The 22,158-nt window shown below is 36.2% G+C and carries 19 protein-coding genes; 8 read left to right on the forward strand and 11 right to left on the reverse strand.

Annotated elements, in window-relative coordinates:
* The 3 genes from ACU8DI_RS07065 to ACU8DI_RS07075 all read left to right on the forward strand — a co-directional run.
* Window positions 1-4,041 (forward strand): HYR-like domain-containing protein (locus ACU8DI_RS07065; protein ID WP_447112066.1); only part of this gene is annotated, 4,041 nt, incomplete at its 5' end.
* Window positions 4,042-4,053: 12 nt separating this feature from the next.
* Window positions 4,054-4,971, forward strand: a complete 918-nt coding sequence (locus tag ACU8DI_RS07070) for a PorP/SprF family type IX secretion system membrane protein (RefSeq protein ID WP_447112067.1) — start codon at window positions 4,054-4,056, stop codon at window positions 4,969-4,971.
* Window positions 4,972-5,038: 67 nt separating this feature from the next.
* Window positions 5,039-6,916 carry an OmpA family protein gene (locus ACU8DI_RS07075; RefSeq protein ID WP_447112068.1) on the forward strand — a complete coding sequence of 626 codons (1,878 nt, stop codon included), beginning with the start codon at window positions 5,039-5,041 and terminating at the stop codon, window positions 6,914-6,916.
* Between the two features lie 402 nt (window positions 6,917-7,318).
* Here the strand turns inward: ACU8DI_RS07075 and ACU8DI_RS07080 are convergent, their stop codons facing one another.
* Window positions 7,319-7,813 carry a CAP domain-containing protein gene (locus tag ACU8DI_RS07080; protein WP_447112069.1) on the reverse strand — a complete coding sequence of 165 codons (495 nt, stop codon included), beginning with the start codon at window positions 7,811-7,813 and terminating at the stop codon, window positions 7,319-7,321.
* A 198-nt stretch (window positions 7,814-8,011) separates the two neighbouring features.
* Complete coding sequence (gene pdxH, locus ACU8DI_RS07085; protein WP_447112070.1) at window positions 8,012-8,659, reverse strand: pyridoxamine 5'-phosphate oxidase; 648 nt, start codon at window positions 8,657-8,659, stop codon at window positions 8,012-8,014.
* Window positions 8,660-8,741: 82 nt separating this feature from the next.
* Here pdxH and ACU8DI_RS07090 point away from each other — a divergent pair, with 82 nt between their 5' ends.
* Entirely contained in the window at window positions 8,742-9,173 is a 432-nt protein-coding gene (locus tag ACU8DI_RS07090) for a hypothetical protein (RefSeq protein WP_447112071.1), read from the forward strand.
* On the opposite strand, the gene ACU8DI_RS07095 is transcribed toward ACU8DI_RS07090, so the two are convergent.
* From ACU8DI_RS07095 to rpsA, 5 genes are all read right to left on the reverse strand, one after another.
* Window positions 9,160-10,068 carry a ribonuclease Z gene (locus ACU8DI_RS07095; RefSeq protein WP_447112072.1) on the reverse strand — a complete coding sequence of 303 codons (909 nt, stop codon included), beginning with the start codon at window positions 10,066-10,068 and terminating at the stop codon, window positions 9,160-9,162. The genes ACU8DI_RS07090 and ACU8DI_RS07095 overlap by 14 nt on opposite strands.
* A gap of 5 nt (window positions 10,069-10,073) precedes the next feature.
* Window positions 10,074-10,406 carry a ribonuclease Z gene (locus tag ACU8DI_RS07100; protein ID WP_447112073.1) on the reverse strand — a complete coding sequence of 111 codons (333 nt, stop codon included), beginning with the start codon at window positions 10,404-10,406 and terminating at the stop codon, window positions 10,074-10,076.
* Between the two features lie 2 nt (window positions 10,407-10,408).
* Complete coding sequence (locus ACU8DI_RS07105) at window positions 10,409-11,338, reverse strand: aspartate carbamoyltransferase catalytic subunit (RefSeq protein ID WP_447112074.1); 930 nt, start codon at window positions 11,336-11,338, stop codon at window positions 10,409-10,411.
* A gap of 4 nt (window positions 11,339-11,342) precedes the next feature.
* Window positions 11,343-11,882, reverse strand: coding sequence for a bifunctional pyr operon transcriptional regulator/uracil phosphoribosyltransferase PyrR (pyrR, locus tag ACU8DI_RS07110; protein WP_447112075.1), 540 nt, complete (start codon window positions 11,880-11,882; stop codon window positions 11,343-11,345).
* 253 nt (window positions 11,883-12,135) lie between these two features.
* On the reverse strand, window positions 12,136-13,971 hold the full coding sequence (gene rpsA / locus ACU8DI_RS07115; protein ID WP_447112076.1) for a 30S ribosomal protein S1: 1,836 nt from the start codon (window positions 13,969-13,971) through the stop codon (window positions 12,136-12,138).
* A 284-nt stretch (window positions 13,972-14,255) separates the two neighbouring features.
* On the opposite strand from rpsA, the gene ACU8DI_RS07120 reads away from it, so the two are divergent.
* On the forward strand, window positions 14,256-14,633 hold the full coding sequence (locus ACU8DI_RS07120; RefSeq protein WP_447112077.1) for a LysM peptidoglycan-binding domain-containing protein: 378 nt from the start codon (window positions 14,256-14,258) through the stop codon (window positions 14,631-14,633).
* 45 nt (window positions 14,634-14,678) lie between these two features.
* Here the strand turns inward: ACU8DI_RS07120 and cmk are convergent, their stop codons facing one another.
* From cmk to lon, 4 genes are all read right to left on the reverse strand, one after another.
* Window positions 14,679-15,374, reverse strand: a complete 696-nt coding sequence (gene cmk, locus ACU8DI_RS07125; RefSeq protein WP_447112078.1) for a (d)CMP kinase — start codon at window positions 15,372-15,374, stop codon at window positions 14,679-14,681.
* A complete protein-coding gene (gene porQ, locus ACU8DI_RS07130; RefSeq protein WP_447112079.1) occupies window positions 15,371-16,393 on the reverse strand; it encodes a type IX secretion system protein PorQ in 1,023 nt (340 codons plus the stop codon). The genes cmk and porQ overlap by 4 nt, the downstream gene beginning before the upstream one ends.
* A gap of 73 nt (window positions 16,394-16,466) precedes the next feature.
* A complete protein-coding gene (locus ACU8DI_RS07135) occupies window positions 16,467-17,237 on the reverse strand; it encodes a LysM peptidoglycan-binding domain-containing protein (protein ID WP_447112080.1) in 771 nt (256 codons plus the stop codon).
* Window positions 17,238-17,253: 16 nt separating this feature from the next.
* Window positions 17,254-19,707, reverse strand: coding sequence for an endopeptidase La (gene lon / locus ACU8DI_RS07140; protein ID WP_447112081.1), 2,454 nt, complete (start codon window positions 19,705-19,707; stop codon window positions 17,254-17,256).
* Window positions 19,708-19,935: 228 nt separating this feature from the next.
* Between lon and ACU8DI_RS07145 the strand changes: the two genes are divergently transcribed.
* From ACU8DI_RS07145 to ACU8DI_RS07155, 3 genes are read left to right on the forward strand one after another with little or no spacing between them, the layout of a single operon-like run.
* Window positions 19,936-20,496, forward strand: a complete 561-nt coding sequence (locus ACU8DI_RS07145) for an RNA polymerase sigma factor (protein ID WP_447112082.1) — start codon at window positions 19,936-19,938, stop codon at window positions 20,494-20,496.
* Between the two features lies 1 nt (window position 20,497).
* Window positions 20,498-21,061, forward strand: a complete 564-nt coding sequence (locus ACU8DI_RS07150; protein WP_447112083.1) for a hypothetical protein — start codon at window positions 20,498-20,500, stop codon at window positions 21,059-21,061.
* Window positions 21,039-22,133 (forward strand): hypothetical protein, encoded by a 1,095-nt coding sequence (locus ACU8DI_RS07155; RefSeq protein WP_447112084.1) that lies wholly within the window; start codon window positions 21,039-21,041, stop codon window positions 22,131-22,133. Before ACU8DI_RS07150 ends, ACU8DI_RS07155 begins: the two co-directional genes overlap by 23 nt.
* Window positions 22,134-22,158 lie beyond the last annotated feature (25 nt).

The following is a 22,158-nucleotide window of genomic DNA, read 5'->3' on the forward strand; positions in this document are numbered from 1 at the left end:
GAAGCAACAGCGACGGATAGCTGTGGTGAGGTGACCATTACATTTAACGATACGTCTGTTGCCGATTGTGGTAACACCGAAACTATTACAAGAACATGGACAGCTACTGATGATTGTGGTAACACGACAACTGGAGTTCAAACTATAACTGTTGAAGATACAGTGGCTCCTACGTTAAATGTGCCTGCAGATGCTACGGTTGAATGTTCTGAAAGTACCGATCCAATAAATACAGGAGAAGCAACAGCGACTGATAGCTGTGGTGAGGTAACCATTACCTTCAACGATACGTCTGTTGCCGATTGTGGCAACACCGAAACTATTACAAGAACATGGACAGCAACCGACGATTGTGGTAACACAACAACTGGAGTTCAAATCATTAACGTTGAAGACACAGTGGCTCCTACTTTAAATGTGCCTGCAGATGCTACGGTTGAATGTTCTGAAAGTACCGATCCGGTAAATACAGGAGAAGCAACAGCGACGGATAGCTGTGGTGAGGTGACCATTACATTTAACGATACGTCTGTTGCCGATTGTGGTAACACAGAAACTATTACAAGAACATGGACAGCAACCGACGATTGTGGTAACACAGCAACGGCTGTTCAAATTATTAATGTGGAAGATACGATTGCACCAGATATTTCTGCATGTTCCATCGAGAATACCATTCTTGAATGTTCAGATACAAATAATGAATCTCTAGCTGATGCATGGAATGCTGCAAATATAGCAACCTTAGAAGCTTGCGCAACAGACTCTTGTGACTCGGATTTAACAGGACAAGTCACTTCAGATTACAATTTCAGTAATTTGAATACTACTTGTGGCCCTTGCGGTAACTTAAGTGTTACGTATACCGTCACAGATGATTGTGGAAATAGCTCGACTATAACAGCAACTTTAAGTTTTGATGACGGAACAATACCAGATTTATCTAATTGTACTATTGAAGATACAACGCTTGAATGTGTTGGTGATGAAAACGAAACACTAGCAAATGACTGGAATGATAATAATATCGTTGCCCTTCAAAACTGTGCTGATGATCTCGGTATTACAATAAATTCAGATTATGATTTTGCGAACTTCGTCTCTTCATGTGGTCAAAGTGGATCAATTACCGTTAACTATACCATTACAGATGATTGTGGTAATGCAACCAATTTATCCTCTACCTTAACTTTTGTTGATTCAACAGCCCCAACTTTTACAGTGCCTTCCAACATATCTATTGAGTGTAACGAGGACCCAACTGATCTCAACGTAACGGGAGATGTGACTGACGAATTTGATGGCTGTTCGCAAACTGACCTAGAAGCGACGTATTCTGATACGTTTGCTGATGGTAGCTGTGCTAACGAATCCATTATTACTAGAACATGGTCATTGACAGATGATTGTGGCAATACCACAACCCTTGTTCAGACCATTACTGTTCAGGATACAACGGCTCCTACATTTACAGTACCTGATAGTATCACTGTGGAATGTGATGAAGATATTACGGATCTGAATCTTACTGGTGATGTTATTGATGAAGCCGATAACTGCTCAACAGGATTGGAAGCCACCTATACCGATGCTGTGGCTCAAGGTAGCTGTGCTAACGAATCGATTATCACTAGAACATGGACACTAATAGACGATTGTGGCAATACCACAACCCTTGTTCAGACCATTACTGTTCAGGATACAACGGCTCCTACCTTTACAGTTCCTGATAGTATCACTGTGGAATGTGATGAAGATATTACTGATCTGAATCTTACAGGTGATGTTATTGATGAAGCGGATAACTGCTCAACAGGATTAGAAGCAACCTATACCGATGCTGTGGCTGAAGGTAGCTGTGTTAACGAATCCATTATTACTAGAACATGGTCATTGACAGATGATTGTGGAAATACCACAACCCTTGTTCAGACCATTACTGTTCAGGATACAACGGCTCCTACATTTACAGTTCCTGATAGTATCACTGTGGAATGTGATGAAGATATTACGGATCTGAATCTTACTGGTGATGTTATTGATGAAGCGGATAACTGCTCAACAGGATTGGAAGCAACATATACCGATGCTGTGGCTGAGGGTAGCTGTGCTAACGAATCGATTATCACTAGAACATGGTCATTAACTGACGATTGTGGCAATACCACAACCCTTGTTCAGACCATCACTGTTCAGGATACAACGGCTCCTACGTTTACGGTTCCTGATAGTATCACTGTGGAATGTGATGAAGATATTACGGATCTGAATCTTACAGGTGATGTTATTGATGAAGCCGATAACTGCTCAACAGGATTGGAAGCAACCTATACCGATGCTGTGGCTGAGGGTAGCTGTGCTAACGAATCGATTATTACTAGAACATGGTCATTGACAGATGATTGTGGAAATACCACAACCCTTGTTCAGACCATTACTGTTCAGGATACAACGGCTCCAACCTTTACAGTTCCTGATAGTATCACTGTGGAATGTGATGAAGATATTACTGATCTGAATCTTACAGGTGATGTTATTGATGAAGCCGATAACTGCTCAACAGGATTAGAAGCCACCTATACCGATGCTGTGGCTGAAGGTAGCTGTGCTAACGAATCGATTATCACTAGAACATGGTCATTAACTGACGATTGTGGCAATACCACAACCCTTGTTCAGACCATCAATGTTCAGGATACAACGGCTCCTACCTTTACAGTTCCTGATAGTATCACTGTGGAATGTGATGAAGATATTACTGATCTGAATCTTACAGGTGATGTTATTGATGAAGCCGATAACTGCTCAACAGGATTAGAAGCCACCTATACCGATGCTGTGGCTGAAGGTAGCTGTGCTAACGAATCGATTATTACTAGAACATGGTCATTGACAGATGATTGTGGAAATACCACAACCCTTGTTCAGACCATTACTGTTCAGGATACAACGGCTCCTACGTTTACGGTTCCTTCAGATATTACCATTGAATGTGATGTAGATCCAACGGATCTCAACATAACTGGTGATGTGACTGACGAAGCGGATAACTGCTCAACAGGATTGGAAGCGACGTACACTGATGAAAGCGTGCCTGGTGATTGTCCGAATGAATCCGTTATAACGAGAGTGTGGACGGTTACTGATGATTGTGAAAATGCCACGTCATTCATACAAACAATTACAGTACTTGATACCACTGCTCCTGCCTTGGTAGGTGAATTTGAAGAGGTTATCAATGTCGTATGTAGCGAAGTTCCAGAAGTGCCAAACCTTGCGTTTGAAGATGCTTGTTCATCGAATATGACGGTCGAATTTAATGAGACGTCAACGTCTGATGAAAATGCCAATGATTATGTAATTATTAGAGATTGGTTTGTAAGCGATGAATGTGGCAACGAAGCTGTCTACACACAAACTATAAATGTGACTGTTCAAGGTGAAATTGAAACCAATGATACGTCATTATGTATTATTGAAGATTTCGAATTCGATCTTTTCGATCTTCTTATTGGAGATTACACCTTAGATGGTGTTTGGACAGTGACTTCCGGAAATGCAACTATCGATGGAAGTTTCTTTAATCCTTCATCATTATTAGATTTCAATGGAAATTATTCAGACAATCAATTAGGAGATTATGAGTTTACATATTCCTATGTAGGTGCATGTCCTGGTGAAGCAACGGTCACAATTGACATCAATGATGAATGTGTGGTATTACCATGTGGTGAGGAAGATGTCGTGATCTCTAAAGCGGTGACAGCCAATGATGATGGTGTGAATGAATTCTTTACCATTACTGGTGTTGAGGATTGTGGTTTTGTAATTAAACTGCAAATATTCAACCGTTGGAGTGCTAAAATTTATGACAATTCTAATTACCAAAATGATTGGAATGGTACTGCTTCAAATGCCTCTATTGGAAACTCGAACTTTGTACCAACAGGTACATATTATTACGTCATACAACTAATAGATAGTTCAGGTCAACTTGAATTAAAACCATTTACTGGACCAATCTATGTTTCAACAAAATAAATCTTAACCTATATGAAATCAATTAAGTTTAATATTATAGCATTTATACTATTCAGTAGTTGGATGGGAGTTGCGCAACAACTACCACAGTTTACTCAGTATATGTATAATACCATCTCAATCAATCCCGCTTATGCAGGGAGTAGAGAAACATTGAGTGTTGTAGGTTTGCACAGAAGTCAGTGGGTAGGCCTCGAAGGCGGACCACAAACACAAACCTTATCTGTGCATGCACCCATGCGAAACGAACGTGTAGGTTTAGGTTTATCATTTATAAATGATGAACTTGGCTTTCAGAATTTTTCCTATTTGTACGGAGACTTCTCATATACTATTCCAACAGGAGAAAAAAGCAAATTGGCCTTTGGTGTAAAAGCTGGTTTTACCAGTTATAGCTTAGATGCCGAATTTCAGCAATCACAATCAAATGACCCTGTCATTTTTGGTTATCAAAATCGTTGGAAACCAAATATTGGAACGGGTGTTTACTGGCATAGTAATAGATGGTACGTAGGGCTTTCTGCGCCTAGAATACTCAATACAGATTATACTGGTGATGCTGAGTTTCAAGCCTTAGAGCGTATAAGTTATTATTTTACAGGTGGTTATGTGTTTGATTTAGGCGAAAATACAAAGTTCAAACCAGCTACCTTATTAAAAGCAACCAATGGCGCACCACTGTCATTTGATTTAACTGCCAACTTTTTGTTTTATGAAAAGTTTTGGATAGGCGCTGGATATCGTGTGAATGAACAAGCAGCTGCACTTGGAGGTATTGCAGATTTTCAAGTATCCAAGCAATTAAGAATAGGTTATGCCTATGAATATCCGTTATCGGATTTAAGACCTTATACTAGTGGAACTCACGAAGTTTTGCTTATGTTTGAAATATTCAAAAGTAAACGTATTAAATCACCTCGATACTTCTAAAAATAAGTCAATGATGAAATCAAAGTTTTCAATCTCAATAATGGTATTGTTTATAAGTACAATATCAATGGCTCAAGAAAAACTTGCTGATAAGTTTTTTGGAAATTATGGCTATGTAAAAGCCACAGAACTTTATGAAGAAGTTTTGAAAAAAGGTGACACGAGTCTGCATGTACTCACGCGATTAGGTGATTGTTATTACAACAATTCCAACTCTGACAAAGCTGCCTTTTGGTATGGTAAAGCCTTAAAAAAATACGGAAAAGATAAAATCAACCCTGAATATATTTATAAGCATATTCAATCTTTGAGAAGCTTAGGTCAATATTCAGAGGCCGAAGAATGGATGAAGATATTTATGACGATTCAAAATGACGACTCTAGAACTAAGGATTACAACCCGGAAAACATTGCGAAATACAATGAGTTGGCTAAATCCGATTCTGACAAGGTTGTCGAGATTATAAATCTGCCAATCAACTCTAAATACTCAGATTTTGGATCTTTTATTCAGAATGGAAAACTCTATTTTGCCTCTGGAAGAAACACTGAAAATGACATTTACAAGTGGAACAATGAGCCTTATTTGGATATCTATCAAAGTGATGTCACCAATGAGGGTGATCAAGTTGAATATTCCAATGCCTCCTTAGTGCCTTTTGATCTTTCAGATAGAAAAGATGTACACGATGCTAATGTAACTATCACTAATGATGGTAAAACCATGTATTTTACGAGAGATAATGTCAACAAAAGGAATAAGAAAGTTTATGATAAAAAAGGAACAACACATCTTAAAATATATAAAGCTACATGGAATGGCGAAGCCTGGACCAATGTCTTGGAATTACCCTTTAATGATGATGTATTCTCAACTGGTCATCCTGCACTAAGTCCAGATAACAAACAACTCTATTTTGTATCAGATCGCGAAGGCGGTATGGGCTACACAGACATATATGTCGTTGATATTTTGGGGAACGATTCTTATTCAGAACCTAAAAATCTCGGTGAAAAAATAAATACGGAAGGTCGAGAGATGTTCCCATTTGTAGCAACTGATAGTACGTTTTATTTTTCTTCTGATGGCCATTTAAATTTAGGGTTTTTAGATATTTTCAAGTCTAATTTCATCAAAGATGCTACAGCTGAAGTAGAAAACTTAGGAGCTCCTTATAATAGTGGTGATGATGATTTCGCCTATTTCGAGAATGTTTCTGAAACAGAAAATCTACGTACAGGTTATTTCTCTTCAAATAGACCGGATGGTCAAGGAAGTGATGATATTTATAGTTTCGATGCCTCTATATGCTTACAAACTATTAAAGGTATCACTAGAGATAAAAACACGAATGAGCTTTTGGCTGGTGTTAATGTCAAACTCATTAATGAAGTTGGAAAAGTCATTACGGAAGTCACTTCAGATGATAATGGAAGTTATGAGTTGACGGTAGATTGTAATAAAATCTATACCATAATTGGCAGTAAAGAAGACTTTAAAGAAGATCAGAAACAAGTGAAGACCAACAATGAGAATGAGAATGTTACGGAAGCCGATTTATTCTTGGAGCCTTTAATTAATGATAGTCAGATTGTTATAAATCCTATATTCTTCGATTTTGATAAATGGAACATCCGAACCGATGCCCAATACGAATTGGAAAATATTGTTGATGTGATGAGAGCTCATCCTAATATGGTTATTAAAATTGAATCCCATACCGATAGTCGTGGTAGAGATGCCTATAACATGAAGTTATCCGATCGTCGCGCTAAGTCTACAAGAGATTATATTATTTCACGAGGCATTGCTGCAGAACGTATTGAAAGCGCTATTGGATTTGGAGAAACCCAATTACTAAACAAATGTTCTAATGGTGTCAAATGTACGGAGGAAGAGCATCAGTTGAATAGACGTTCTTACTTCTATATATTAAACGAATAATCTAAAGATCCTTCTAAACTAAATTTGCTTAAAAGCAGGCTTAAAATTCTAAGTCTGCTTTTTTTTATGACCTAACACCAAGATGACTAAATGCGTTCTCAGAATGTTAGGCTGAAAATATAAGTGTCCATATAATCCAAAAGAGTCGATCTTATGACAATTGGCTTGATTCAATGATTATATAACTGGTTTATTAGACGTGTTAAAAGAAGGTCGTTTTTGGCACTCTCATGAAGTCTCCTTAAGTAATTTAGTGGATATCCTATACGCTAAAACTTTGAAAGCAGCTTAAATATCGTCACTTAAAGACGATTAAACCCACTTATTATATCTAAAATAAAAAAGCCACAGAAAACTCTGTGGCTTAAAAATAACGATTTGCTATTAATCAATTTTTAAACGTTATCGTTTGATGAAGATATTAGTAAAATACCATTTACCTTCGCTATTTTGTTCTGCTGAAATGTCAAAATCTGTAAAATCTCCTTCAATATTTTCACGGTGTCCATCACTATTAAGCCAAGCATTCACAACGGATTGCGCCGAACTAAATGCATAAGCAACATTTTCTGATACACGCGTTGCATCTGCGTTACTCATTAAACTGTTTTTACGTTGAAAAAAATTATCATGAGACACATTGTTCACTTCAACCATATAATCTGTATGCGTAAACGCCACAGCTTTAATGGTATTATGACTATTTAAAGGTTGGAGACCTTCATTGATTCTATGAGCATTTATAAGCTCTAAAATTTCAATCTCTATAGTTTTTGCTTCTGGAGGGAAAGGTAATGATGCACTATCAATTGTCTCATCTGGATAGTTTTCTGTAGAACATGAAAACGACAACAAAGCTACAAATGCCAGTATAGGCAAGTATTTAATAGGTTTCATAAGAGGGTTATTTAGATTTGGGATTACTAAAATAGAACCCGTCTTATGTAAAAACTGTTAACGAATTGTTAAAATCGATAAAACGCATGCATTTCGTCGATTTTATATGTAAATAATCGATGAAATACACTTTTTAAATCCAAAAACATGTAGTTAAACCTTTTTAAAGTGTATTTCGTCGATGTTTTTAAATTTGTGTTACGGTGATAAACGTTCGATTTTCCAGTCGAATGTCTCTGTTAATTGATAGCGCAATCGGTCATGAAGACGATTGGGTCGACCTTGCCAAAATTCCATTTCGGTTGGTTTCACCATAAATCCACCCCAAAAGTCAGGTCGCGGTATCTCCTTCCCTTCAAAATCACGTTCTAATTTCCGAAGGCGCTTTTCCAGAACGTCCCTACTCGCTATGACTTCACTCTGATTTGAAACCAAGGCACCCAGTTGACTACCTCTTGGACGAGACTCAAAATAGCCATCACTTAGATTTTCAGCTATTTTTTCTGCTTTCCCTTTTATAATGATTTGACGCTCTGCAGCTGGCCAAAAAAATGAGATGCAAACCTGAGGATTTTGCATAATCGCACGCCCCTTTTCACTCTGGTAATTGGTATAGAAAATAAATCCTTCATGTGTGAATTTTTTGAGTAATACCACACGACTCTTAGGATAGCCATCGAGACCTATTGTGCTTAAGGTCATCGCATTGGTTTCACCTACATCAAAATTATCGTCAACCTCATGAAACCATTTATTAAAGACTTCCATGGGATTATCACTCACATTGCTTTCTAGCAATTCTTGTTTTTGATATACTTTTCTGTAATTGCCTAAGTCTCTATTCATTAGATTTTTTTAAAGGATTTAATATAATTTTTTCTTTTTAGCTTCAGTTATTTCACATAAATTTAAACAATAATCCCTACTAATGAAATTTGAAAACAGCAAATATTCTAAACTTTTAAAGTATAAAAAAATAGAATTTTCTTTCGGTACTATCTACGCTACACAACATTTTGTTATTTCTGAATTAAATGAAGGCATTCATGTCGATTACCATATCGCGAGTGAATTGATCAGCAGGTTTTCCGAGGAAATACGTAAAGGAATTAAGATAGGCTATATTGCCAACCGAATGAACTCCTACTCTTTCGAACCTCAACTGTGGTTGGATTTTAATAATGAATACGACTTTCTCGTAGCCACAGCTATTGTCTCTTATAACGATTTTAGTTATCTCAATTCAACTATTGAAAAGCATTTTTTTCAGAAAAGTATGAAACGATGTCATAGCCTCGATGAAGCGATAGAATGGATGTGCGAATTAGAAGAATTTAAAACGCAGATTAGTCGAAAGTAAATGTCAGACCATCTTTCGCTAATGACACATCCTTAAAAATCGTAGCCGCTTCTTCCTTGAAAACATCTAAACTATCATAACGCGTTGAATAATGTCCCAAAATTAGATGTCCGGCATGTGCTTTTTTTGCTATCGTCGCTGCTTCCCTTGCTGTCGAGTGTTTTGTTGGCGCTGCCAATTCTTTATGCTTTTCAGTAAAGGTCGATTCATGATATAACACGGTGACGTCTTTTATGATTGGCACAATAGATTCGTTATAAGCGGTGTCACTACAAAACGCATAGCTTTTTGGTGGTTTCGGATCCAGTGTCACCTCATCATTTGCTACCAAATCGCCGTCATTATTTGGTACATCTGCACCTTGCTTTAATTTTCTGTAATACGCAACATCAATATCCGCATTTAAAACGGCATTCATATCGAGTTTGCGTTCGCCTAATTTTTCCTTAAATAAAAAGCCATTGGTGTAAATACGATGATCTAGCGGAATAGTGTAGACTTCTACTCTATCATCTTCATAGATTAATTCCGAAGAATTCGACGATAACTCATGGAAAATCAACCGATAATTCGTCCATGATTCAGATAATTTCATCTGAAGTGTGATCACCTCCTTCAATCCTTTAGGCGCGTAAATATGTAAGTCGGCTTCTCTCGTCAATAACCGAAACGTTGAGATCAATCCAGCCAAGCCAAAACAATGATCACCATGAAGATGTGAAATAAAAATGTGCTTGATCCTTCCAAATTTAATCTTATTACGTCGCAATTCTACTTGAGTCCCTTCACCACAATCAATAAGAAACGTATGATTTTTTATCTCAAGTATTTGAGCAGTAGGATTCGTATGAATTTGTGGCGTCGCGCTGTAACAACCTAATATGGTAAGTTTCATAAATATTAGAAGCCTAAATCCCTTTCGATTTCTTCCATTTCGATGATATCATAAGCTTCCTGCATGGTTGGAACCACTACAATCTCATCGGGTGTTTCATCGAGATTGGCTTTATCGGTCACAATGACAAAAGAATTTTTAGCTTTTCGATGTTTATTAGACAATCGTAGAAATTCTACAATATCTTGTAAGGTCACTTTATTTAAAGTCGTTAAACAAATAATAATATTATCATTTTTAAAGCGATCGTAAAGGACGTCTACTTTTTTTACAAGCTCAACAATCGTAGCTTTTTCCTGAGTGATGATGGAAATGTTTCCATCCTTATCTATAATCATGCTTAATGTTTTATTTTTGAAGCTAAAAGATAAATAACAGCCATCCGGATAGCGACGCCATTTTCCACTTGATCCAAAATAATGGCTTGCTTGGAATCTGCAACATCACTTGTAATTTCGACCCCTCGATTTATCGGACCAGGATGCATAATGGTAATCTCTTTATCTAAAGAATCTAAAAGCTTCTTATTTACACCATATTGTTTTGTATATTCTCTTGTTGATGGAAAATAACTAATATCCATGCGCTCATTCTGTACGCGCAACATATTAGCAACATCACACCATTCCAAGGCTTTCTTCAAGTTTGTTTCTACTGTAACCCCTAAGTCTTTGATATATTTTGGCAACAAGGTTTTAGGACCACAAACCATCACGTTGGCACCTTGAAGTTGCAAGGCATAAATATTGGATAATGCTACGCGACTATGCAATATATCACCTACAATCACCACATTTTTACCGCTTACTTCACCCAATCGTTCCCTTATTGAATACGTATCTAATAAAGCTTGTGTTGGATGTTCATGAGCACCATCTCCAGCATTGATGATACTGGCATCCACATGTTGTGATAAAAACACACCAGCTCCAGGATTAGGATGTCTCATCACTACCATATCGACCTTCATTGATAAGATATTATTCACGGTATCTATCAAGGTTTCCCCTTTTTTAACTGAGGATTGCGATGCTGAAAAGTTAATCACATCAGCTGATAGCCTTTTTTCAGCGAGTTCAAATGATAATTTAGTTCGCGTTGAATTCTCAAAAAATAAATTGGCAATGGTAATATCTCTAAGAGAGGGAACTTTTTTAATAGGCCTATTAATCACCTCTTTAAAATGATCTGCCGTTTCAAAAATCAATTGAATATCTTGTTGATTAAGATATTTAATTCCCAATAAGTGATCAACACTTAATTCACTCATAGTTTTAATTATTTATCAAATATACGGCGTCTTCTCCTTCGTTTTCCATCCAATTCACCTTGACTTTTTCTTCATTAATAGCATCTACTTGTCGACCTCTATAATTAGGTTGAATAGGTAAATGTCGGCTAAAGCGTCTATCGATTAAGGTTAATAATTCTATTTCATTAGGTCTTCCAAACGACTGAATAGCGGTTAATGCTGCTCTAATACTACGACCTGTATATAATACGTCATCAATAAAGACGATATTTTTATTTTCTACAATAAAATCGATTTCGGTGGTATTTGCTTCCAGAATTTTTTCACCTCTTCTGAAATCATCTCTAAAAAACGTGATATCTAGATGACCCAGCTGAATATTATTTATTTTGTAGTCTTCTTTTAACATTGAAGCCAGTCGATTCGCCAAAAACTTCCCTCTTGGTTGTAAGCCAATTAATACCGTATCTGAAAAATCGTTGTGATTTTCAATGAGCTGACAAGCCAATCGATGAAGAATGATGTTGACCTCTTTAGCATTAAGTAACACTTTTTGACTCATATGATTTCCAAACGTCGTTGGTTGGCAAAGTTAAGTTAAAAAAATAGGCTTTGCAATGGCAATTTTAGTTGTACACTTGATAATCTAAAATTATTGCGTATTATATGATTATCTCTCAGCGGTTCAACGGTTCTCACTTGAGCACTTACTTAGGTTTTTATATAATTAAGGTCATTCATAGCACTCTTGCTTTTAAACATAAAAAAGCCTCTCAAAATTGAGAGGCTTAATTAGTCTTTAAAATTTAGGAAACTTATTTCTTTCCGTCCATTTTATCTTTTAGCGCTTGTAAGGCATCATTAGCATCACCTAAAGTTGGCTTAGCTTCTGCTGCTTGAGACTCCTGTTTCTTAACAGCAGCTTTTACATTTGCTATTTCTTCTTCTTTAAAGATGGCTGTATGAGAAGCGACTACACGTTTAAATTCTTTATTGAATTCAATAATTTTAAACTCTGCAGATTCACCTTTCTTCAGTTTGCTTCCATCTTCTTTTTCTAAATGACGAGATGGTACAAATGCAACGATATCTTCGTTAAAGTTGATGGTTGCACCTTTATCAACGATCTCAGCGATTTCGGCTGTATGCGTCGTTCCTAAAGCGAACTCAGTTTCATACTTATCCCAAGGGTTTTCAGTTGTTTGTTTGTGACCTAAAGATAATTTACGTCCTTCAACATCCAACTCTAAGACCACAACGTCTAGGTTATCACCAACATTACAGAATTCTGATGGATGTTTGATTTTCTTAGTCCAAGATAAATCAGAGATATAAATTAATCCGTCGATACCTTCTTCCAATTCAACAAAAACACCAAAGTTTGTAAAGTTACGTACGATACCTGTGTGCTTAGAACCTACAGGATATTTAGAAGTAATATCTGTCCATGGGTCTGGTGTCAATTGCTTGATACCAAGTGACATTTTACGATCTTCTCTATCAAGTGTTAAGATAACTGCTTCAATTTCATCACCTACAGAGACGAAATCCTGAGCAGAACGTAAATGCGTTGACCATGACATTTCACTTACGTGAACTAATCCTTCAACACCTTCTTCTACTTCAACAAATGCACCGTAATCAGCAATAACAACAACCTTACCTTTCACTTTGTCACCAACTTTAACGCTGTCACCTAAAGCTTCCCAAGGATGCTTGCTTAATTGCTTAAGACCTAACTGGATTCTAGACTTGTCTTCATCGAAGTCTAAGATTACCACGTTTAATTTTTGATCTAACTCTACGATTTCGTTAGGGTGGTTAATTCTAGACCAAGATAAATCTGTGATATGAACTAAACCATCAACGCCACCAAGATCAATAAACACACCGTAAGATGTAATGTTTTTCACAACACCTTCCAATACTTGACCTTTTTCTAATTGACCAATGATCTCTTTTTTCTGTTCCTCAATATCAGCTTCAATAAGTGCTTTGTGAGAAACTACAATATTTTTGAATTCGTGGTTGATTTTCACCACTTTAAATTCCATAGTTTTATTGACATACTGATCGTAATCTCTAATTGGCTTTACATCAATTTGAGAACCTGGTAAGAACGCTTCAATACCAAATACGTCAACGATCATTCCACCTTTAGTTCTACATTTAACGAAACCATTAACGATTTCACCAGTGTCGTGTGCATTATTTACACGATCCCATGCTTTGATAACACGAGCTTTTCTGTGAGACAATACTAATTGACCAGTCGCATCTTCACGTACGTCAATTAACACCTCTACTTTATCACCAACTTTTAAATCTGGATTGTAACGGAACTCATTTAAAGAAATGACACCTTCAGATTTTGCATTGATATCAATAATAGCATCACGATCAGTAATGTGGATGACTTCTCCCTCAACGACTTCGTCATCTAAGGTATCCACAAAGTTTTCAGATACTAATTTTTCAAATTCTTCAAGTTGTTTGTCATCAACAGGATCAATTCCTTCTTCGTAATTGTGCCAGTTGAAATCTTCTAAGAATTTTTCTGGATTTTTCTGAGCCTCAGATACTTGAGGAGCCTCAGCTATTTGAGCTTCAGTAGTTTCTACCTCAGCTTGTTTTGTTTCTTTTTCAGACATGTGCTGAATTAAAATTTGTATTCTGTATGTTTAGAAAGAACGCTGCGAAAAACACACAGAAGTGTTATTGTTATTGTTTTTTATTCCTTTTACTCTTTCTTGGCTTCGCTAAAAGGAGTGCAAAAATACGTTTTATTTGGTATAAAACAAAATAAATATTTAAATGTCTAATGTATTGGCTTTCAGAATAGAAAAATGAAAAAAAATGCCTCCTCTACTGTTGAAATCTAAACGTATAAATAGTATCTTTACCTTAGTATTAACACTTATTAAAAACAACAATTATGGTTAAATCAAAATACCAAGGTGTCTTGGACTTAGGAGAAACTTTAAACATACAAGATGGTGATGTTAAAGTTGAAGACGGCAAACTCAAAATCTGGGGAACTGCCAAAACGCAATATGAAAAAGACTTATTATGGGATGCTATTAAAGCCGCTGGTGGTGAAAGCCCAACAGATATTATGGCCGACATCAAAGTTGCCGATTCCTCTGTGTATGCCAGACATACAGTAAAGAGTGGAGAAACCTTAGGCAAAATCGCAAAGCAGTATTATGGTAATCCATCGAAATATCAGGCGATATTTCAAGCCAATTCTGATATTTTAAAGAATCCAGATTTGATTTATCCAGATCAAGAATTGATCATCCCGAATTTGTAAAATGAAAAATGATATTTTAAAAGCGACTTTAGGGTCGCTTTTTTTTTATGATCGATTATTGATTTTATCTTTGAAAAGTCTCAATATGTATTCAAACTGTTCGTCTAAGGACATGTTCGAATTATCAACTTCAATGGCATCATCTGCCTTCATTAATGGCGAATCTTCTCGCGTAGAGTCAATACGATCACGGGTCTGTACATTTTTTAAGACCGCTTCATATGCGACATCATCACCGCGTTCAAGTAATTCGTCATAACGACGTTGTGCTCTTTTTTCTGCGGAAGCCGTCATAAATAATTTTAATTCTGCATCCGGAAACACGACTGTTCCAATATCACGGCCATCCATCACCACACCTTTGTCTTGCCCTAATGATTGTTGTTGTTTGACCAATTGTTTTCTAACTTCAGATACGGTTGCTACTTGACTCACAAACTGAGACACCTCTAATGTTCGTATTGCTTTTTCAACATTCTTTCCATTGAGATACACTTCGGCATACCCTAAATCTTCATTGAATTTAAAACTAATCTTCACCTCTTCAAGTGCTGATATGAGCCCTTCTTGGTCAAAACAGTCTGCTTGTATAAAACCATGTTGCATCGCATACAAAGTCACCGCACGATACATGGCACCTGTATCAACATACACATAGCCCAAATACTTTGCTAAACGCTTCGCAACAGTGCTTTTCCCTGTAGATGAAAACCCATCAATGGCTATGGTAATTTTTCTCATTGTCTTAAGTCTATTTGTAATCCGAAGAAATTAGCATTGGTAGCACCTGAATATCTTGCATGAGTGTAACTAAATCTCATTTTGTTCAGTTTGATACCAATACCAAAGGACAATCCGGAAAAGTTACGCTGTTCTAAAATACGTAATTCCTCTGCTCTTCTAAAATTATAACCCATTCTAAGATTAAAACCACGATCTGGAAACAGCTCTGCTCCTATGATAGTATGCCTAAGAACTTCATTTAAAAAACCTACTTTTTCTTGAGTTTGATTCCCATCTAAATCTGTTGTTGCTCTGGCAGGATTTGAAAAACCTAAAGGCCAAGTTTGCAAATTTTCAAAAGTTAGATGCCAACGCAAAGGCATATTTTCCAATGTTTGGGATAAACCCAGATTTACTTCCAATGGTAACTTCTCGTTAAGTCCTGCATAAGTTACAATCTGTGTTCCCAAATTTCTCACCGTTAAGGCCGCGTGAAAATCTAATTTCTCATTGATATACATCGCACCTAAATCTGCAGCGATACCAATAGAATTATATTGTTCCAATTTGGAAGTTATTAATTTCACATTAGCACCTACATAGAAATCAGAATAAGGTATTTGATAAGCATAGCCTGCCGATAATGCAGCTTCATTTCCCGTAAATGTTCCAGTTGAGACACCGTTGAGATCATAACCATCAAAACTTCCATAATTAATATAGGTCATTCCTATATGTAAGGTCTGTACATGTCGGTCCCAAGTGTAAGCATAGGCAGCTGTACCATAACTGATACCTCCTAAATAACTCGAATAATTGACAGCTAATTGATTATCCATTTCTGGATTTATAGTTGCGGGATTGAATAAACCGCCAGTTACATCATAATCGTAGTTAGTAATGACTTTCCCACCAAGAGCTGCTTGTCTCGGTGATGCAACTAAATTAAGAAATTGATACGTTGATTCACCTCCCAATTGTGCCATACTTGTGGCTGTGAGTAATAGACAAATAAACGTTATAATTTTCTTTAGCATATAAGGGTGCAAAGTAAATAAATCTATCTTAAAACGACTACATGTCTATTTTATTTTTAAACCTCATGGATTTCTATTTTAACTTTAGCACTTGACCTACTTTAATTAAGTTACTATCAAGTCCGTTTAAAGCTTTTATTTCTTCGACAGTGGTATGTGATTTTTTAGCAATACTATATAAAGTGTCTCCTTTAGAAACCAACCATGTTTGAGCGGAATTTGCATAAGAAACATCAAAATTACCGACTCTTAAATTTTGACCAACTTTGATGAGCGTCGATTCTAATTTATTGGCGCGCTGTAACTGATGTAATGTGGTGTTATAGCGTTTAGAGAGCGCATACAAAGTCTCCCCTTTTTTCACCACGTGAAAATCTGTGTCTGTTTCCGTATTTGACAAATCTTCTGAAGTTTCATAAACCATGGTGGTTGCTTTATTCACGTCTTCGGAAGTCACCGTTTGCTTCTTACTGATTTCAGTATTTACATGAACAGTTCCTTTAAGAGATTTTTCGTGTGTCAGTGTTGAATCAATTGACGAAGCATCACTCAAACGATTTGATGCCGAAGAATCAATGGCTACCATTTTCAATTCTGCTTTGATACTGTCTTTAGGCTTTGAGTCATTTTTTAAGAGATTCGCTTGAATTTCAGTAGTTTTATTTTCGACTTTAAGCTTCTGTTCGTTCGTATCGGAACTACTCGTTTTTGTTGTCTCTCCTTCTTTTACTAATGTCACTTCCCCTGTTGCGACATTTAATTTAGCTGGTTTCCCATCTAGTAGTACATCTTTGTAAACTGTGTTTTGCGCCACAGCCCCAAAAATTGAGACTGTAAATGTCAAAATCAAAGCACAAAGTTTAAAGTTTTTTAGCATTTTTTACTTTTTGATTTGTTAGTGCTAGCTTTAAAACATCGCTCATATCTTTTACGTAATGAAAGGTTAACCCTTTTAGGTATTCAGGTTTAATTTCATCGATATCACGCTTGTTGTCTTCACATAACAAAATCTCTTTGATTCGGGCGCGTTTGGCAGCCAGTATCTTTTCTTTAATTCCACCAACAGGTAATACCTTACCTCTTAATGTAATCTCTCCGGTCATAGCCAAACTATTTTTGACTTTGCGCTGTGTAAACAAAGATACTAAAGAAGTTAACATCGTCACACCTGCACTTGGTCCGTCTTTTGGCGTGGCGCCTTCAGGGACATGAATATGCACATTGTATTTTTCGAAAACCTCAGGATTAATATTGAATTCATCAGCATTTGCTTTAATGTACTCCATCGCAATGGTTGCAGATTCTTTCATGACCTTTCCTAAATTTCCAGTAATCGTGAGATTCCCTTTTCCTTTTGAGAGGATGGATTCTATGAATAGAATATCGCCACCTACTCTAGTCCAAGCAAGACCAGTGACAACACCAGCAACATTGTTGTTTTCGTATTTATCTCGTTCCAATCTTGGTGCTCCTAAAACCTCTATAACATCCTCATTGGTCACTTTAAGATTGTAGTCTTCTTCCATCGCAATATTCTTAGCTGCATGACGCACCATTTTTGCAATTTGTTTTTCCAAACCTCTCACACCAGACTCACGTGTGTAACCTTCAACAATTTTTTCAAGTTGTGGCTTCGCTAATTTCAAATGCTTATCTGAAAGTCCGTGCTCTTTAAGTTGTTTCGGTAATAAATGACGCTTACCAATTTCTACTTTCTCTTCAATGGTATAACCGGTCACATTGATGATTTCCATACGATCTCTCAACGCAGGCTGTATGGTATTTAAACTATTGGAAGTGGCAATAAACATCACTTTTGATAAATCAAATCCCATTTCTAAAAAATTGTCATGGAACTCACTGTTTTGCTCTGGATCCAATACTTCTAATAAGGCTGAAGAAGGATCGCCTTGATGCGAATTCGATAATTTATCAATTTCATCAAGTACAAATACTGGATTTGAAGTTCCCGCCTTTTTCAAACTTTGAATGATACGTCCTGGCATGGCACCAATATAGGTTTTACGATGACCTCTAATTTCTGCTTCATCACGTAAACCACCTAAAGACATTCTCACATATTCGCGTCCGAGGGCCTCAGCGATTGATTTACCCAATGAGGTTTTACCGACACCTGGAGGTCCATATAAACAAAGAATGGGCGATTTCATATCGTTTCTTAGTTTTAAAACGGCCAAATACTCGATGATTCGTTTTTTGACATCATCTAAACCGTAATGATCACGATCTAGAATTTTCATTGCGCGTTTTAAATCAAATTTATCTTTACTGAATTCATTCCATGGTAGATCTAAAAACAAATCCAGATAATTTCTTTGGATGGAATATTCGGCAACTTGCGGATTCATACGTTGCATTTTTGATAGCTCTTTATCAAAATGTTCAGCGACTTTATCATCCCATTTTTTCTTTTTTGCGCGCTGACGCATCTCTTCTATCTCCTCACCAGAAGACACACCACCACCCAACTCCTCTTGAATGGTTTTCATCTGTTGATGTAAGAAATATTCACGCTGTTGCTGATTCATGTCGCTTTGCACCTTGGATTGGATATCATTTTTTAATTCCAATTTCTGAAGCTCCACATTCATGTATTTCAACGTGGCTAGAGCACGTTCCTTCAGGTCATTGATTTCCAGCAACTCCTGTTTTTCTTTTACAGAAAGATTCATATTGGAAGACACAAAATTCACCAAGAACGAATTACTCTCAATGTTCTTAATCGCAAAGGATGCTTCCGAAGGAATATTTGGACTGTCCTTAATAATTTGTAGAGACAAATCTTTAATAGAATCAATGATAGCAGAGAACTCTTCATTGTTTAAAGCTGGCTTCGCTTCTGGCACATCTTTAACAGTGGCTGTTAAATAAGGTTCCTCTGAAACGACATCTTGAATTTCAAAGCGTTTTTTACCTTGAATGATAATAGTTGTATTTCCATCAGGCATTTTAAGTACCTTCAATATTCTCGCAACCGTCCCCTTTTTAAAGATATCCTTAGCCGTTGGATCTTCAACGACTTCATCCTTTTGAGACACCACACCAATGACCTTGCTTCCATTATTAGCGTCATTGATAAGTTTAATAGATTTATCTCGTCCTGCTGTTATAGGAATAACAACGCCAGGGAACAAAACGGTATTCCTTAAAGGCAAAATAGGTAAAGAATCTGGTAAAAGTTCATTGTTTATTTCAGCTTCATCTTCAGGTGTCATTAATGGAATTAATTCTGAATTTTCATCAAAATCCTGAAATGACAAACTGTCAAGCTTTAAAAATTTAGACTTCTTCATATGATATTTTTGGTCATTCTGTCACTCGTAGTGCAGAAATATAGATTTAAAAATTAGTATTAAAATTCCTTAATTACTGTAATTCAACAACTTACAACAATAAAGCAATTATATATCTTTATATAAATTCAATAGTTATGCCATGAGTCTTATATTAAGTAAAAACTTTTTTTACAAAAGTGTAACAAATAAGAACCGTAGTCATCTTTATATAAAAGCATTTGTTTTTTGACACTAACCAATCAAAACATAGAGCAGTTATTGCCGCTTTGTAAATCTGGCAACCAGCAGGCGCAAATGGAAGTCTATAACAGATATTACAAAGCGATGTACAATACATCCTTTAGAATTGTAAAGAACAGTTTTGAGGCTGAGGACATCATGCAAGATTCGTTTTTGACAGCATTTACAAAGTTGGATACACTCAAAGAAATGAAAACTTTTGGAGCTTGGTTAAAACGAATTGTCATCAACAATAGTATTCATCACTATAAGAAAAGTGGTCAATATGAAGATGTACGTTTGGATGATGTCATTTATAAAGTGGAAGACAGCGATACTGATAGTAATGAAACGTACGACTTTAATCAAGTTAAAGCGAATCAGGTTCTGGAGACCATGAATGAGCTTAAAGATAATTACAGAATGAGCCTTACGCTCCACTTGATAGAAGGTTATGACTATGATGAAATTTGTGACATTATGAACATAAGCTCCGCAAATTGTAGAACGATGATTTCGCGTGCTAAGAACAGTTTAAGAAAAAAGTTAGTCACTATAACTTATTAATATGAAAAATGACCCAATAAACGATTTGTTTCAAAAACTCGAAAATGATTTCAATGGCGAAACTCCAAATGAAGGTCATGCCAATCGGTTTTTGGAAAAATTACAACAGCAACATCTCGTTGCAGAACACCAACCTAGAAAGGTGACTTTTTGGAAGCCTTTATTAGCCGTTGCTGCAACGATCGTGATTTGTGTGGCTATTTTTACAAGCTCTAATATGCAAACACAGGAAACCATGGATTTAGCTAGTGTTTCACCAGAACTTTCAGAAACACAAAACTTTTTTTTAGGTGCCATAGAACTAGAATTAGCATCACTTGAAGCGCAACGTTCTCCAGAGACAGAAGCTATGATAGAAGATGCGATGAAAGAACTAAGAATCCTAGAAAAGGAATACGAAGCCCTGAAAATTGATCTCACAGAAAGCGGCAATGACAAACGCGTTGTCTACGCCATGATCACTAATTTTCAAAATAGAATAAGTGTATTACAAACGGTCTTGGACCACATCGAAGAAGTCAAAAATTTTAAATACCAACAAAATGAAAACACCACTACTATATAAATTTATCATTGCCCTAGTTTTAATTCCATCGTTAGCCATGGCTAACATTCATGATAAATGGAAAGGGAAGCATACTAAAGAAAAAACAATCAAAAAGGAGTTTACTGTTAATTCTGATGCCACATTAAAGATTAACAATAGCTATGGAAATATCCATATCACGACCTATGAAGGCGCTATGATATCTATAGAGGTCAATATTAAGACAAATGGTAATGATCTTGAAAAAGTAAAAGAGAAACTAGAGGATATAAACATTGAATTCGAAGGCTCTAGAACTATGGTTTCTGCAAAAACCCTTTTTCATAAAAATAAGTCACAATCGTGGTGGAATTGGGGTAAAAACAATAATGTTAACATGGAAGTTAATTACATTATCAAAATGCCTATTTCCAACAATGTTGATTTGAATAATGACTACGGAAGTATTGATTTGGATAAACTCGAAGGTCGCGCTAACATTAGTTGTGATTACGGTAAAATAACGACAAAAGAGCTGTTAGCTGATAACAATTCTATTTCATTTGATTACACCAACAACTGTTATTTTGAATACATCAAAAGCGGTAAGATTAATGCCGATTATAGTGGTTATACCATTGGGAAAGCAAAATACCTTGATATTAACGCCGATTATACCAAATCAGAAATTGAGATTGCAGAGAATGTGAGCTACAATTGCGATTATGGATCTATAAAAATTGACAATGCCAATAATGTCGATGGTAATGGTGACTATTTAACGGTAAGACTTGGAACCATTTATAAAAATGTGAGTATTAAAGCTGATTATGGTTCTATAAAAATAGATAATATGGCTGCCAACGCTGGAAACATCACCATCGAATCTGATTATAATGGGATTACTATTGGTTACGACCCAGCTTATCAATTTAGTTTTGATATTGACTTAGAATACGCCTCTTTAAGAGATTCAGACGATTTTGAGTTTGTCAATAGACGCATCGAATCTTCAGATAAATATTACGAAGGTTATAGAGGTAGTGCCTCAAGCGGCAACCTTATCAGAATCAAATCAGATTATGGTAGTGTCTCATTCAAAAAGAACTAATACAATTATACACATCTTAAATACT

Source organism: Psychroserpens sp. BH13MA-6 (assembly GCF_052983595.1).